The organism is Paenibacillus oryziterrae (assembly GCF_042610485.1).
Taxonomy (GTDB): domain Bacteria; phylum Bacillota; class Bacilli; order Paenibacillales; family Paenibacillaceae; genus Paenibacillus_AQ.
Window position 1 is genome coordinate 339,815 of record NZ_JBGJZO010000003.1, and the last position, 15,593, is coordinate 355,407.

Annotated in this window: 8 protein-coding genes; 7 read left to right on the forward strand and 1 reads right to left on the reverse strand. The window is 46.2% G+C overall.

What is annotated here, in order from left to right:
- Window positions 1-136: 136 nt before the first annotated feature.
- The 5 genes from ACAN55_RS06215 (at window position 137) to ACAN55_RS06235 (ending at window position 5,186) form a co-directional block, all read left to right on the forward strand.
- Window positions 137-1,420, forward strand: coding sequence for an ammonium transporter (locus tag ACAN55_RS06215; protein WP_379129586.1), 1,284 nt, complete (start codon window positions 137-139; stop codon window positions 1,418-1,420).
- Window positions 1,421-1,580: 160 nt separating this feature from the next.
- Complete coding sequence (locus ACAN55_RS06220; RefSeq protein ID WP_379129588.1) at window positions 1,581-2,135, forward strand: GNAT family N-acetyltransferase; 555 nt, start codon at window positions 1,581-1,583, stop codon at window positions 2,133-2,135.
- 126 nt (window positions 2,136-2,261) lie between these two features.
- Window positions 2,262-2,942: a response regulator transcription factor gene (locus ACAN55_RS06225; protein WP_379129592.1), complete on the forward strand. Its 681-nt coding sequence runs from the start codon at window positions 2,262-2,264 to the stop codon at window positions 2,940-2,942.
- Window positions 2,939-4,696 (forward strand): sensor histidine kinase, encoded by a 1,758-nt coding sequence (locus ACAN55_RS06230; RefSeq protein WP_379129594.1) that lies wholly within the window; start codon window positions 2,939-2,941, stop codon window positions 4,694-4,696. Before ACAN55_RS06225 ends, ACAN55_RS06230 begins: the two co-directional genes overlap by 4 nt.
- The gene (locus ACAN55_RS06235; RefSeq protein ID WP_379129597.1) at window positions 4,689-5,186 is read left to right on the forward strand and encodes a hypothetical protein; all 498 of its coding nucleotides are present in this window, start codon (window positions 4,689-4,691) and stop codon (window positions 5,184-5,186) included. Before ACAN55_RS06230 ends, ACAN55_RS06235 begins: the two co-directional genes overlap by 8 nt.
- Window positions 5,187-5,373: 187 nt before the next feature.
- Here ACAN55_RS06235 and ACAN55_RS06240 read toward each other — a convergent pair whose 3' ends face one another.
- Entirely contained in the window at window positions 5,374-6,078 is a 705-nt protein-coding gene (locus ACAN55_RS06240) for a DUF6199 family natural product biosynthesis protein (RefSeq protein ID WP_379129600.1), read from the reverse strand.
- A 983-nt stretch (window positions 6,079-7,061) separates the two neighbouring features.
- Between ACAN55_RS06240 and ACAN55_RS06245 the strand changes: the two genes are divergently transcribed.
- Together ACAN55_RS06245 and ACAN55_RS06250 are read left to right on the forward strand one after the other, a co-directional pair.
- Window positions 7,062-12,536: a type I polyketide synthase gene (locus ACAN55_RS06245; protein WP_379129602.1), complete on the forward strand. Its 5,475-nt coding sequence runs from the start codon at window positions 7,062-7,064 to the stop codon at window positions 12,534-12,536.
- 19 nt (window positions 12,537-12,555) lie between these two features.
- Window positions 12,556-15,591 (forward strand): type I polyketide synthase, encoded by a 3,036-nt coding sequence (locus ACAN55_RS06250; RefSeq protein ID WP_379129605.1) that lies wholly within the window; start codon window positions 12,556-12,558, stop codon window positions 15,589-15,591.
- Window positions 15,592-15,593: the final 2 nt, after the last annotated feature.

Consider the following 15,593-nt stretch of genomic DNA (forward strand, 5'->3'; position numbering starts at 1 on the left):
GTTGCGGTACAAAAAAGAGGCAAAGCATAAGGCTTTGTCTCTTTTTTATGTTAGAAAACATTACATTTGATGTTGACAATTTAAGTCCATGCTTTTACTATTATAAAAGTTATTACATGTCAGGGAGGTTGACATCATGTTCGCCGGTAATGAAATGGCACTGAATACAGTTTGGGTAGTATTGGCTGCGGCCATGGTCATATTTATGGAGGGCGGCTTCAGCTTGCTGGAGGCTGGCTTTGTTCGGACTAAAAATGCAGTTAATGTAACAATGAAGATTTTTGTTGATTTAACCGTAGGTGTACTGTCATTTTTTCTAATTGGATTTGGACTTATGTTCGGCAAGGATGCAGGCGGTGTAATCAGCTTTGATTTCTGGGGTGCTTCCCAATCCTTGAAGCTTGCGATAGATTTGCCATTATCTGCTTATGTGTTATTTCAAATCGGCTTCGCGATTGCTGCCATTTCGATTATTTCAGGTGCGGTTGCGGAACGGATGTCCTTTAGGGCCTATATACTAATCGCATTATTTGTTGCAGCAGTGATGTATCCAATATCGGGTCATTGGGTTTGGAATGCGGATGGCTGGCTGGCGCAGCTTGGAATGAAGGATTTCGCCGGTTCGGCTGCGATTCACGCTTTGGGAGGCTGGGCTGCATTTTCCTTTGCAAAAGTACTCGGTCCGCGCCGTGGAAGATTCAATACAGACGGAAGTGTGAATGTCTTCGCTCCAAGTAACATTCCACTGGCTTCAGCGGGCACCTTTATTCTTTGGTTTGGCTGGTTTGGCTTTAATGCCGGAAGTACTTTGAATGCTGCGGATATTAATCTGTCCGTTATTGCTCTAAATACAATGCTAGCTGCAGCGGCCGGAGGAACCTCCGCAATGCTCTACACCATGTACCGCTTTGGTAAAACAGACCCAAGTATGACGATGAATGGTGCATTGGCAGGCCTGGTAGCCATCACAGCAGGTTGCGCATATGTTAGCCCTTACTCATCGATTCTGATCGGTTTGATCGCTGGTCTGCTGGTAATCTGGGGAACGCTTGCCGTTGATAAGCTGAAGGTAGACGATCCTGTTGGTGCAGTCGCGGTACACGGTGTCAACGGTGTGTTCGGTACTTTGGCGGTCGGATTGTTTGACAAAGGAGACGGACTGTTCACAACCGGAAGCATTCATCTGCTCGGGGTACAAGCGCTGGGTGTTGCAGTGGTAGCGATCTGGGGGCTCGTGATGAGCTTTGGTTTTGCGAAGCTGCTTCAGAGAACGGTAGGTCTACGCGTGACCGAAGAGGAAGAAGAGGAAGGTCTGGATATGGCTATGCACGGGATTCCTGCTTACAATGAACTTGAAAGATTTAGTGATCAGCCGGGAATCGATCTCATGCTTCTGTCTAAGACCGGGACTGGACTTTAAAAGAGACAATAGACAAATAACTAAAGCCGCTAAAGTCAAGTGATTTAGCTGCCACATTACATATGGCCTGCAGATAAGCCCGTCCCGGTGCTTCCTTTGCAGGTTTTTTGTTATTACCGGGGAATTTTATATAAAAATGCAACTGGATGGAGAGGTTAGAATGATGAATTTTGAAGAGATTCAATGGAAACACCTAACTTTAAACGACTTGAGATCCGGATTGCTCGAAACATTCAACCGTTATCAGGAGGTTAAACGGGTTTGGAGAACTGTCAAAGGCCAAAGATGTCTCGTTGCTGAGCCATTCATTGATCAATGGGATCTAGAGACGAAGAAAGAGATCGTAAGTGAGGATTTATTTTATTGTCTAAAAGATGGCGGGATCGTAAACTGTGCCCAGTATAATGGGGAGATCATTGCTTTTTCATCATTGCTCCGCAGTTTGTTCGGGAGTGAACAACAGTATGCAGATTTAATGCAGCTTCATGTTTCATATGAATACCGGCATCGAGGGCTTGGAAGGCAGCTATTTGAAAAGTGTGTGAAGCAGGCTGAGCTGTGGGGTGCCCGGAAATTATATATCTCTTCACATTCCGCTGAAGAAACCTATGCATTTTACAGTTCTATGGGCTGTGTGGATGCTGTGGAAATCAACCAACATCATGTGGAGCTGGAGCCATTCGATATTCAGCTGGAGTATGTAATTGGTAACTAGTACGCCGATTAAGCCTTGAAAACATCTAAAATTCCTATAGAATACACACGATGTACACAGGAGTTCTTTATAGTGGGTCCTGTAGCTAATCAGTAATCAGATGAGGGTGGAAGTGAGTGTATAGGGATGAAAAGAACGATCTTACTGGTTGAAGACGATATGCTGATGCGTGAATTTATAACGGATTATTTCAGGAATGAGCAATGGGAAGTGCTTGAAGCGGAGAACGGCAGAATTGCACTCGATATTTTCGAACAGAACTCCGTTGACCTGGTGGTCCTGGATATCATGATGCCGGAGCTGGATGGATGGTCGGTATGCAGGCGTATCCGCAAAACCTCGGACGTGCCGATTATTATCATCACCGCCAGATCGGAAGACGATGATCAAATGATGGGTTTTGAGTTGGGTGCCGATGAGTATGTCACTAAGCCTTTAAGTCCAAGAGTGCTAGTGGCTCGTGCGACCGCATTGATGAAAAGAACAGAAGGTACCGTCGGCCGTGAAAATGATTCTCTGAGCTATGGTGATCTCTTAGTGAATAAGGCGGCACACACCGTAACTGTGGCAGGAAATAAAATTAGTCTTTCTCCAAAAGAGTACGATTTACTACTCTATCTTATTAAGCATTACGGTAAAGTGATGCCCCGGGATACGATCTTGAATGCCGTCTGGGGATATGATTATTTGGGGGATGTGCGCACCGTGGACACCCATATTAAGAAATTAAGAGCCAAATTGGGAGAGGAAGGACGGTACATCAGTACCGTCATCCGCACAGGCTATAAATTTGATTTGGACTCATGAGAAGGCATAGTGTAGTTCTTAAGCTGTTTCTGGTGACGACCACTCTGGTGTTGATTGTGTTCTCTTTGGTGATGCTGGCGGAAGGATTGTTTTTCGAGCGGTTCTACAAATCAACCAAGGTTGAGGCATTGGAACGGAGGATGAACACCTTCGCGGAATCTTATCCTGAAGCCGGACAGAGTGAACCGCAAGCCGCGCGGAAGCTGGGCACTTTCATGAATCGGAGCGATGCAAGTGTCTCCCTTCTGAATAACCGGTTTGAACGAGTAACCATCAATCCCTATGATCTGGAGCTGCAAGCAGAGGGGAAGACGATTACGGTTCCCATACCTATGAACGGATTGCCTGTCGATGCCATACCGCCGGGAATTCAAATTGGCGACAGCTTAACAATAGACGGAATATTTATGGATCAGAAAGACACCATTATGCAGCCGGTGGAGTTTCAGCCTCCTGCCGTTAATCCCGGGCCGGGGCTTGTGAGGGTAAATGGAAAGGTTATTGATCTCCTTCTGCCGGAGCAGAGATCCTACAATCCACTGTATCAGGATGCCTTAATCACCGATGCCCTTCGTGACTGGATGCTTGTAGCAGAAGACTATCGGTCAGAGCTGGATGCGGGTTCCCCGGTTCGTATGGATTGGCAGGATCAATGGAGCGGTATTCAATATGCTGTGATGGTACGTGCACTGCCAGAGGGCAGTATTAATGAACGTTATGTATTCGTCATGACTTCGCTGCAGCCTGTAGGGGAGGCTGTCGGAATACTAAGGCAGTATTTCATTTATGCGGCACCGGTCATAGTGCTGCTTGTGGTTCTCCTCTCTTTATTTTATTCCAGAGCGGTCTCTAGGCCGCTGGTGATATTAAATCGCTCTGCAGCCAAGCTTGCCAAGCTGGATTTTAGCGGACAGCCGGAAATCCATTCAAGGGATGAATTCGGTGAGCTGTCTGAGAGCATGATCACAATGTCCCGAAATTTGGATACAACCTTATCGGAGCTTCATAGGGCGAATGAGCAGCTGCAAGAGGATGTAGCTGAACAAGAAAGGTCTGAGCAGCTCCGTAAAGAGCTCATTGCGAATATATCTCATGAATTGAAGACACCACTGGGAATTGTTAAAGGCTTCGCTGAAGGCTTACAGGACGGGGTTGCAGGTGAGAAAAGAGATCGTTATCTGGCTCTCATTGTCAATGAAACGGACCGGATGAATGCTTTAATCATGGATATGCTGGAGCTTTCCAAGTTCGAAGCGAAAGCAGTCCGCTTAAATCCCGGAAGCCTATTACTTGCCAGCCTTATTCAAAGGGTCGCAGAATCCTTTACCCGGCAGATGGAGAACAAGCACCTTCAATTGCGTATCCTTACTGAGGATTCGGAGGAGCTATACGTCGTGGCGGACACCAGACGAATAGAACAGGTGGTATTAAATCTGCTGAGCAATGCCATCCGGCATGCCGAGGAGCATAGTGTCATCACGATTGACATCGGGCGAACGTCTCCGGATACGATAACTACAGTCATCGAGAACCAGGGTCCGCCTATCGCAAGGGAAGACCTGGAACGGATATGGGATCAATTTTACCGGGCTGAACGTTCGAGGGACCGGAAGTCCGGAGGAACGGGTCTGGGTCTCGCCATCGTCAAACATATCCTGGAGCTTCATAATAGCCGGTATGAAGCGGTGAATACGCAACATGGTGTCGCATTTTCTTTTTCATTACAAGAAAGCCGAGGAGAAACTTATGAGTAAGAAACAATATTTCTATATCGCCGCAGCTTTGACTGCAGTATTGCTAACCAGTGCGTGTGGCAAACAATTGAACTCTGATTCCCCGGAGATCACAAGCACACAGGTTCCTGTAACAACACCGGAGAATGCGGCAATAGACGAGAACGCGGATTCGGCACATACCAGCGAGGAGATTCTCATTATTGTCGACCAGACCCCTAAACCAATCGAGGGGAATAGCTTTGATTTTGTGGTCAACCGGAGGCCGGAAGGATTTGCGTTGGCGGAAATGGAATGGGTCTCTGAGAAGAATCGGATAGTGAATTCCGTGCCAGACGCCATTGCGCATGGAGCGAATGGGGAAGACGGCTTCTACATCAGCGGAGACGGCCAATTTATGGGCTTTTTTTACCCCGATACAATGAAAGGTGAGCAAGGTCAGGTAATGTTTCTCTTTACAAATGAGCAGGGCCAGGAGCTGACCTGGAAGAAAGAAATTACTTTGAATTAGGTCCTTTGGGCTTAATTATCGAACGACAAAATAATCTGTTTTTCGTCAACAATCCGTAGATTGTGAGCAAAAGTCGAATTAGGTCAGGTATTTGACGTAAGGAGAAGTATAGTGATAATTCTAAAACTCCCGTGTCATCGATGACACGGGAGTTTTTTTGCCAAATCGCTGTTTGTGGCAGGATGCTTCAGAACGTTTGAAATGCGACCCACACGGCCATGAGCATAATTGCGATTCCGCTCACCATGCACATGAAGTAATAGAAATCACTTGGTTCGGGATCCTCTACCCATACCCAGCGCAGTGAAATTAAGAACAGAAAGTTCTGAAACTTCTCATACCGTAAGGTGCACCAGCCATAAATCATGAGCGCCAGCGCTAAATACAGAAATGAGGGCTCCCCCCTTGTGAAATGATATTCCGGATAAGCAGCCTTAACCAGCATGGCAGGAGTATATAGCAATTCGCCTTCGGACATGACCCTCTGGTTATTCACGAACATCAGAAGCTCTGAGACCAGATTTCCTTGATCATCAAAGCTGATTAGCGTTCCAGGCTGTTCTTGAACTTCGTATTTGCTGCCGTCCGGGAAAGTCACGTTGTATATGGTAAGATAGCCGGATTTAAGCTTCGTTATCGTATATTCATTGTCGTTAAGAATTACGATACGATCCGGATAATCGATCCGAACCTGCACAGGAGATGCATTATCGCTGTGGTATGTAATGAGGTCCTCCTTCTCGCTGTAGTAAGTATACATGTCTCCTGAGATGTAAAATACCCGTTCTGTGAAGTAGTTATGGGACAATAACGCAACAATAATAGAAAGAGAAAGAAGAGATGAGAAAAAAATAAAGTCCGGGGATTTGATCTTTAGGAGCAATGATTTCATAACAGATACTTCCTTCCGCTCATTGTACCTTTACATACGTAGATCGTGGTGAACGGTTGCTGAGTTTCTGAGTAATAAAGTTCATTAACATTCGCTCTTACTTGCCAAGAGTGAATAGGATATTCAAATACATAATTGAAGATAACGACTTAGGAAGTGAATTAGGTGAGTATACGTGTTAAGAACTCGGTTGCAGAGAAGCATACCGACAGCATCGAAACTGCTACAAGAGGCTGAATGGACTGGATGATGGAATAAGTGGTGGCACCTAATATTGTCAGATGTCATCTTTATTAATGTCTAGTTTAATATGAACTTTGTCCCCATGTTCGTGGCTTTCAACTAAGCTCGCCGTCATTAGGGATTCCCGCCATATACGCGGATTAGGCTATTGTACTTGCACCAAAATACTTGTTTTTTCGATATTTTCTTTATTTTTGTGCAACTTTTGTCACGTAAATGCACTAATGGATTAATGTGACAAATTTAACTTGAAGATATCTGCATGATATGGTATTTTTACCCTGTAATTCAAATAATGATTCATATTGACAATCTAGGTTATAGTTCTCTACTTGGAATGGCTAATATGTCACAAAATGTAGCATTTTCCCCTTCGTGACTGATCCATTCTGAACACATTCCACTTTTTTTATTGTCCAATTAATGAAAGCAGTCTCCTGGTATTAAAGAATTCCTTTCTTGATTGGATAGCTTGCTGATTCACAACCCTTCTAGACAAGTTAACCCTCTTCCTTTAAATCTGTAAAATTCATTGCAATTCGTGTTTAAATATGTTTTTAATTTAATAAATTACCATAATTTAAAAAATATTGCTAATTTATAATCGGTACTAACACATCTGTTGCGATTCTGGCATAACTTTATGAAATCCAAGCCGCTTGCATAAGATTCATATCCTCCATGACTGCTATCAGTGAGCAATTGTATTCGGCTTGATCATGATAAAAGGAGAGGAAAGAATGAGTAATAAGAGTGATAGGTTAGTAGCGATTGTTGGAATGGGATGCAGATTCCCGGGGAGTTCGAATAACGTGGAACAGTTCTGGGGAATTTTGAAATCCGGTAAAGACGCGGTTACAGAAATACCTGAAAACAGATGGAGTATTGATGAATATTATCATAGTAACAAGCAAGTTAAGGGAAAAAGCCACTCGAAACGCGGCGGGTTTATTGATCGTTTTGATGAATTTGACGCTAAGTTCTTTGGGATCAATGCCAGAGAGGCCGACCAAATCGATCCTCAGCAGCGGCAGATGCTTGAAATCGTGTGGGAGGCGCTGGAAGATGCGGGAATCAAGCCCTCGAGCATCAGCGGCTCGAAGACGGGTGTATTTATCGGCGGATTTACACTGGACTATAAGATTCTACAGTTTGCGGATGTTTCCCAGATTGGAACACACGCAGCAGTAGGCAGCATGATGACTATGTTATCGAACCGGATCTCATATATATACAACTTGATGGGTCCTTCCTTGTCGATCGATACCGCATGCTCCTCATCCGTGGTATCCATTCATGAAGCCTGCAAAAGCCTCCATAACGGCGAGTGTGATCTTGCGCTGGCAGGAGGCATTGAATTGATCTATGCTCCGGAATATTACGTTGCAGAATCCAAAGGCGGATTTCTGTCCGAGGATGGCAGATGTAAAACCTTCGACGCCACTGCTAACGGCTATGTGAGAGGTGAAGGCGGCGGGATCGTTGTACTTAAACCTCTGGATAAAGCGCTGGAAGACGGCGATTACGTATATGCGGTAGTCAGAGAAAGCTTGGTTAACCAGGACGGCAAAACAAACGGGATTACGGTTCCGAATGGTGAAGCACAAAAAATGCTGCTCGAAGATGTATACGCACGAGCCGGTATTTCATCCGAGGATGTGCAATATGTTGAGCTGCACGGAACGGGAACGGCTCTAGGTGATCCGATCGAAGTGAATGCCGTAGGGGAGTTTTTTGGCGTCAACCGGACTGAAGACAACCGGTGCATCATCGCGTCGGTCAAGCCGAATATCGGCCATCTGGAAGCAGCCTCCGGTGTAGCTTCGGTAATCAAGGCGGCCATGACGCTGGACCGCAGACAGATTGTGCCGCATATCGGGATGAAGGAGCTGAATCCGGCCATTGAGCTGGACAAGCTGAAGCTGAGAATTCCTCTAGAGAATGAGGCTTGGCCTCAGGATGGCAGAGATCCGATTATCGGGGTTAATTCATTCGGATTCGGCGGAACCAATGCGCACGTTATTCTGCAGGGTGTGTCGAGCGACAGAACGTATGATGGAACGGTTAATGAAGAGGTTCCTCAGGTACTCGCCATTACAGCGAAATCCGAGCACTCCTTAAAGGCGCTAGCTCAGGAGTATAGTGAATTGTTAGTTGGCACAAAAGAGAGATTGGCGGATATTTGCCACTCTGCGCTTTTTAAACGTGAGAAATTTTCTAAAAGCTTAGCAGTGTTCGGACATAGCACGGAAGAAATGGTGCGCAGCCTTACCGAATATAATCAAGAGGGCCGTTCAGAGAATGTCGCGGTCGGCAATGAGGCCAAGGATAAACGGCTGGTATTCATATTTACCGGTATGGGACCGCAATGGTTCGCCATGGGGCGTGAGCTGTATCATTCCAATACAGTCTTCCGCAAGACAGTAGAGCGGTGTCATACAGAGTTCTCTAAATATTTGACTTGGTCGCTGCTCGATGAATTTCTGATCAATGAGGAAGAGTCGAACATGCAGTTCACAGAAGTCTCTCAGCCAATGAACTTTACGGTTCAAGTGGCTTTGTATGAGATGTGGAAGAGCATGGGCGTCTCCCCTGATGCCATTATCGGTCACAGTGTTGGTGAGGTGTCTGGACTATATGCAGCGGGAGTCTACACATTTGAAGATGCGGTCAAAATTTCGTATTACCGCAGTATGCTTCAGCAGAGACTGACCGGCAAAGGAGGCATGCTGGCCGTAGGTCTGGATGAGGAACAGGCTCTGCAGCTTATTGCCGGACAAGCGGATAAGGTATCGATCGCCGCCATTAACAGCAGTACCAGCTTAACGCTGTCCGGTGACATGGAATGCCTTACAGAAATTCATAACAAGCTCGATATGGATGGCGTATTTAATAAATTCCTTAGAGTAACCGTACCATATCACAGTGTATTTATGAACGAAATTAAAGACGATCTGATGGAGGCACTGCAGGATATTTATCCGCGCAAGAGCAAGATCCGGCTGTACACTACTGCCAACGGCCAACTGGCGGATGGACCTGAGTTAGATAATGATTACTGGTGGTTGAACGTATCGGGCTCCGTATACTTCGCCAAAGCCATGAAGCAGATCCTGGAGGAAGGCTACACGAATTTCGTTGAAGTCGGCCCGCATCCGGTGCTGGCGAATTCGGTCAGTGAACTGGCTTATGAAATGGACAAGGACATCTTTATTGCACCTTCCCTGCGCAGAAATGAACCTGAAATGGCTAGAATGTTCAGAACTTACAGTGAACTGCTGTGCGCCGGTTATGAGATCGACTGGTCTGAAGTCTATCAGGGGACTTATAAATATGTGAAATTACCGCATTATCAATGGGAGCATGAGAAGTTCTGGAAAGAGTCTAAGGAGCATATGAAGAGACGCCTTGGGCAGAAAGAGCATCCGTTTATCGGCTACCGCAAGAACAGTTTTGTTCCGTTATGGGAGACGGAGATCAATGATCATGTTCTGCCGTTTGTTGCGGATCATTGTGTTAATGGACAGGTTCTGCTGGCAGGTGCGCATTATATCGAAGCAGCATTCCAGATGATGCGCAGCTATTCCGGAATACGGCAAGAGGAAGTCTACGCGCTGAATCATATTCATTTTAAAAGAGCGCTCTTCCTGGATGAGAACAATGTCGGCAGCATGTCCATCAGCTATGATCCGCAGAGCGGTGTGGTTAAAATCGGAAGCATCGCGGATGGGGATATCACCAGAGCTGCTGAGAATTTCCGCGGGGAATTTGTTAGACAACAGACCATTAGAGCGGGTAAAACCATTGATCTTGCAGCTGTCAAGAATGGCGCCAAGGAGCATTTGTCCAAAGAAGAATGTTATGGCCTGCTTGAGAGGATGAATTTCAATTACGGTCCGATGTTCCGCGGCCTGAAGGAAGTATGGATTAAAGATAATGAGGTTCTGGCTGCAATCAGCCTGCCGGAGGAACTGGGCGTAGAAGACATGGATAATATTCTGCATCCGGTTATTCTCGATGCGGCATTCCAGTCGCTGCTCGCCAACCAATTCGATGAACTGCGAGAAAAAGGGAAAGTGGATATCAAACTTCCGGATACGGTGGATGCAGTGATTGTATACGGCAAGATCACCGGACCTTTGCTGGTTCGTTCGATCGTGAAGGAATCAAATTCGGAGTTCATTGCCGGAGACATTGAAATTTATGATGAGCAGGGAAATGTCATTGTATTCGTAGATAACTTCGTTGCAAGGGCCGTCGAGAAAGATGCCGAGGATGCAGTCCTAAGCGAGAATGCGCTGAAAGAATGGTTCTACGGAATAGAATGGAAGCCGCAGGAGCAGCAAGACGATGAACAGTTGCTTGCAGCCCGGACTTCCTATCAGAACTGGGTTATTCTGTGCGATGCATCCGGGACTGGCGACAAGCTTGCGGATCTGCTGAGTAGTAAAGGCAATAACTGCATCTCTTTCTATGCGGATGACCAGCATCCGGATAACCAGGCTGGACGCAGCGTGATTCGCAGCAACGACGAAGCAGATTACCTGAAAATTATTCAGCAGTTGGATAAAGAACAGGAATATGGCGTGATTCATTTATGGGGACTGGATATTCACAGCAGTGCCGATATGAATACGGAAGATATTGAAGCCTCCAAGCCAAAGGCTGTCAACAGTATTCGGTATCTAATGAACACACTGAATGAGAACAGCATTAAATTCCGGACATGGGCGGTTACCAGCGGTGCGGTTAGTGTACTTCCGGGTGATTCTGTGGATGTTCTGCAAGGAGCGGCTGTAGGTATGTGCAGAGTGATCAGCCACTCAGAGTGCATCGGAAGCTGGGGAGCAAGCATTGATATCGACGGATCTCCTGAATCCCTTGAAATGCTTGTACATGATCTGGAGCTCTACTCCAGAGAAGATCAAATTGCCTACAGAAACGGAACCCGTTATGTGGCAAGGCTGGAGCATATCTATGAGCTGGATGGGAACATCCCTGTCCATCTGCATAACAATAAATTTTATCTGGTTACCGGAGCGATGGGCTCTCTGGGACAAATCACGGTAAATTGGATGGTTGAGAAGGGTGCGAGATATTTTGTATTAATCGGACGAACTGCATTGCCTTCCAAACGGGAAAGAAAGGGAATTGAGCCGTCTCATCCACTCTTCAGCCAAGTGCAATTCATTAATGAACTGGAAAGAAAGGGTTGCACCGTTGAAGTTGCCGCCCTGGATATTGCCGATGAGGCTGCTGTCTTTGAGCTTACGCAGCGGCTAATCCATGAAGAAACCATGCCGGTCGGCGGTGTCATTCACATTGCTGGTGTAGTCAAAGACAAACTGATGATGCAGATGCAGCAGCAGGAATTTGATGAGGTCTACAACACTAAGGTGAAAGGTGCATGGTTGTTGCACAAACATCTGGAAGAGGTAGAACTAGACTTCTTCATTATGTATTCCTCGACAGGATCGGTGGTCACAGCCGTTGGACAAGTTAACTATGCCGCAGCCAACTCGTTTATGGATTCACTTGCCTATTACCGCCGCAGTAACGGGAAGCCTGCATTAAGTCTGGGCTGGGGACCGTGGGGCGTAGGGATGGTCAAGGAAAAGAATCTGATAGACCACTATAAATACCAAAGAGGCATGAGTCCAATTTATGCCGTTAACGGGATGCAGGCGCTGGAAAGAGTGTTCGGCCAAGAGATCTGCCATACGGTAATCGGCGAAGCCGACTGGCCGCTTGCGCTCAATAATTACCCGGGCAAGCCGGTATTGTTCAACCATCTTGCGCTGCGAAGTGAAGTATCTACGGGGGAGACACAGGATACCGATTTGTTCAGCATGTTGGCCAAGACATCCGGGGATGAAGAAAAATGCGTGGTAATCATGGACTTTTTTGCAGAGATTATTGCGGAGACGATTCATGCCAAGAAAGAAAATATTGTACTCGAAGAATCAATCAGCTCGGTAGGTGTTGATTCCATTATTGCCGCCGAGATCCGCAATAAAATTAATAAAAAATGCAGCATCAATGTGTCTATTGTAGATATCCTGGGCGGAATCAGCATTGCGGACCTTGCAGCAAAATATTTCAGCGATATCAATGAGCTTGTGGTGGAAGAAGAGTCAGCGGAAGAAATGGAAGACCTGCTGCTTCGTCTGGAGAATATGTCCGAGGAAGAGGCTGCCTTGTTATTGTCTAAATAGAGGGGAGTAAGAGCGGAGAATGAGAATTGCTGACGAGAATGAGCTGAGAGATTTGGATATCGCCATTGTAGGAATGGATTGCAAGGTTCCTGGAGCGGACGACGTCACCCAGTATTGGAACAATCTCTGTAACGGTGTGGAATCCCTCACTTTTTTCACAGATGAGGAGCTGCTGGCTGCGGGCATCCCGCAAGAATTAATGAATCACCCGGAGTATATCAAACGTGGTTTTAAACTGAATGATATCGAACAATTTGATGCTTCGTTCTTTGGGTTTACTCCAAGAGAGGCGGCCTTGATGGACCCGCAGCAACGGCTTTTGCTGGAGAGCTCCTGGCGGCTGGTGGAAAGCGCAGGCTATAACCCGGATCAATATGGCGGCAGGATAGGCGTATTCGTCGGCACGGGGACCAGTAAATATTTGCTGAAAAATATTATGTCCAGCATCGACCTAGATACCTCACCTGAAATCAGACAGATCTGGATGGGCAATGATGTTCATTTTGCTTCAACCATGATCTCCTACAAGCTGAATCTGAAGGGTCCTAGTGTAAATGTGCAGACGGCATGCTCGACCTCTTTGACGGCAGTCACTCTAGGGGTTCAGGCGCTGCTGAACTATCAATGCGACATGGCGATTGCCGGGGGCTGCACGGTTGCAGTTCCCCAGGACGCCGGTTATTTATATCTTCAGGGAGAGGTACTCTCCAAAGACGGTCATTGCAGACCGTTTGACAAGGATGGTACCGGGACGCTCGGCGGCAGCGGAGTGGGGCTGGTTCTGCTGAAACGGCTGGAGGATGCGGTAAATGATCGTGATCATATAGTTGCTGTAATCAAAGGTGCATCTTTTAACAACGATGGTTCGGCAAAGGTTGGATATTCAGCACCCAGTGTTGAGGGAGAAAGAAATGCGATCAAAAGCGCACAGATCCTAAGTGAGATCGAGGAAGAAACCATTACCTATATAGAAGCGCATGGAACGGCAACGCCGATGGGTGATCCGATTGAAGTGCAGGCACTTACGGAAGCATTCCAAGAAGCCACTGATAAGAAGAATTTCTGTGCGCTCGGTGCGGTGAAAGCGAACATTGGACATTTGGATGCAGCAGCTGGAACTGCCGGATTAATTAAGACTTCACTGATGCTCCAGAACAAGAAGCTGGTACCGTCCATCAATTATACAGAAACCAATCCTAATATCGATTTGAAGAATTCACCTTTCTATGTCAATACCCGATACACCGACTGGGAGCCGGACTGCCAAGTAAGAAGAGCGGGTGTCAGCTCATTTGGTATTGGTGGCACCAATGTGCATGTGGTATTGGAGGAAGCCATTGAGACACGCAGTGTACAAAGCAATCAAGAATATCAACTGCTGCTGCTCTCTGCCAAATCCAAAAATGCTTATGACAAAGTGGCAACTCAGTTGCTGGATTATCTAAATAGCCATGAGGAAGCAGATTACCGGAACGTTCTGTATACCATGAATGTTGGTAGAAAGAGATTTCCGCATCGCGGAGGTCTGGTCTGCAATAGCAGAGAAGATCTGATCGAGAAATTAAGCAGCGGACTTTCGGGAACATGGTCACCGGGTGAGAATGAGAGAGAAATTGTATTTCTTTTCCCGGGTCAGGGTGTCCAGTATTTGAATATGATACGTCAGCTTTACGAATCAAAACCTGTGTTCCGGCGTGAGATGGACAAGTGTTTTGGGATTCTGCAAGAGCAGTTTGGCTACGATTTACAAGAAATCGTGTTTTCAGATGATGTTGAAGCAGAGGCGGAGGAACGCCTGACGGAAACGCAGCATACGCAGATTGCTATTTTCGTTGTTGAATATTGCCTTGCCAAGCAACTGATAGATTGGGGTATAACACCTAAGGCTATGCTCGGACATAGTATTGGAGAGTATGTGGCGGCTTGTTTAGCGGAAGTCTTCTCGCTCGAAGATGCACTTAAATTGGTGCTGATGCGTGGCAGAATTATACAGTCTCTACCAAAAGGCGACATGCTTTATGTAAATATGAACGAGCAAGAGGCCAAGCACTATTTGAGCGACAAGGTGTCGCTGGCCTTAATCAATTCCGAGAACAGGGTTGTACTATCCGGTGACAGTGAAGCGCTGCAGGAAGTAATGGAACAGATTCAAGGGAACAGAGATTGCCGGATTCTCCATACCTCACATGCTTTTCATTCCTATATGATGCAGGCTGCGGTTCCGGGAATGCTGGATGTCCTATCGAGTATACAATTCTCCGCACCTAAGATTCCGATAATGTCCAATGTTACAGGTGAGTGGCTGAAACCGGAAGAAGCAGCGGATGCGGATTATTGGGTCCGGCATATGCTGGGTACGGTCAGATTTAAGGATGCTGCTGTGAATTTGGCCAAGTCCAATTACAAGCATTTTATTGAAGTCGGTCCGGGCAGAACCTTATCGGTATTTATGCAGGAGAATTTAAGGAACGATGAGGATTGTGTGTTGTACCAAACTCTCCGCGACGTTAAGAATTCGGTCAATGATTCTAAATTCTTGGGTGAGTTTCTTAAAAAGGCCTGGATAAGCGGATTGAATATTGATTTCGCTAAATTGTATGAGCATGAAGTGTTATTCAGAATACCTCTGCCAACCTATCCTTTCGAGAAGAAAAGGCACTGGATCGCACCTGACAAGAAAATGGCTTTCGAAGAGGTGCTGGGCAGTGAACGAGATCAAGTAATTCAAGAAGCAGATTTAAGTTCGGATTCGGATGAGGAGTATAACAGACCGGATCTTTCGGTTACGTATGAAGCGCCTACCAATGTAATTGAAGAGAGCGTCGTCCAGATGCTTCAGGACATGATGGGCATCAAGCCCATTGGAATCAATGATAATTTCTTTGAGCTTGGCGGTCATTCCCTGATGATCACCCAGGTGATATTAAGAATCAAGGAGTTGTATGACATCGAGCTACAGCTGAAGCAGTTCGTAGAAGCGCCTACCGTTAAGGAAGTAGCTGATCTTATTGTAGAGGAATTATCGGCAAATCTGGATCTCAATATACTCATATAGAA

Bases quoted from the DNA above. Each gene is read 5' to 3' on its own strand.
- ACAN55_RS06215 (WP_379129586.1), top strand. From the start codon at position 137: ATGTTCGCCGGTAATGAAATGGCACTGAATACAGTTTGGGTAGTATTG.
- ACAN55_RS06220 (WP_379129588.1), top strand. From the start codon at position 1,581: ATGATGAATTTTGAAGAGATTCAATGGAAACACCTAACTTTAAACGAC.
- ACAN55_RS06225 (WP_379129592.1), top strand. From the start codon at position 2,262: ATGAAAAGAACGATCTTACTGGTTGAAGACGATATGCTGATGCGTGAA.
- ACAN55_RS06230 (WP_379129594.1), top strand. From the start codon at position 2,939: ATGAGAAGGCATAGTGTAGTTCTTAAGCTGTTTCTGGTGACGACCACT.
- ACAN55_RS06235 (WP_379129597.1), top strand. From the start codon at position 4,689: ATGAGTAAGAAACAATATTTCTATATCGCCGCAGCTTTGACTGCAGTA.
- ACAN55_RS06240 (WP_379129600.1), bottom strand. From the start codon at position 6,078: ATGAAATCATTGCTCCTAAAGATCAAATCCCCGGACTTTATTTTTTTC.
- ACAN55_RS06245 (WP_379129602.1), top strand. From the start codon at position 7,062: ATGAGTAATAAGAGTGATAGGTTAGTAGCGATTGTTGGAATGGGATGC.
- ACAN55_RS06250 (WP_379129605.1), top strand. From the start codon at position 12,556: ATGAGAATTGCTGACGAGAATGAGCTGAGAGATTTGGATATCGCCATT.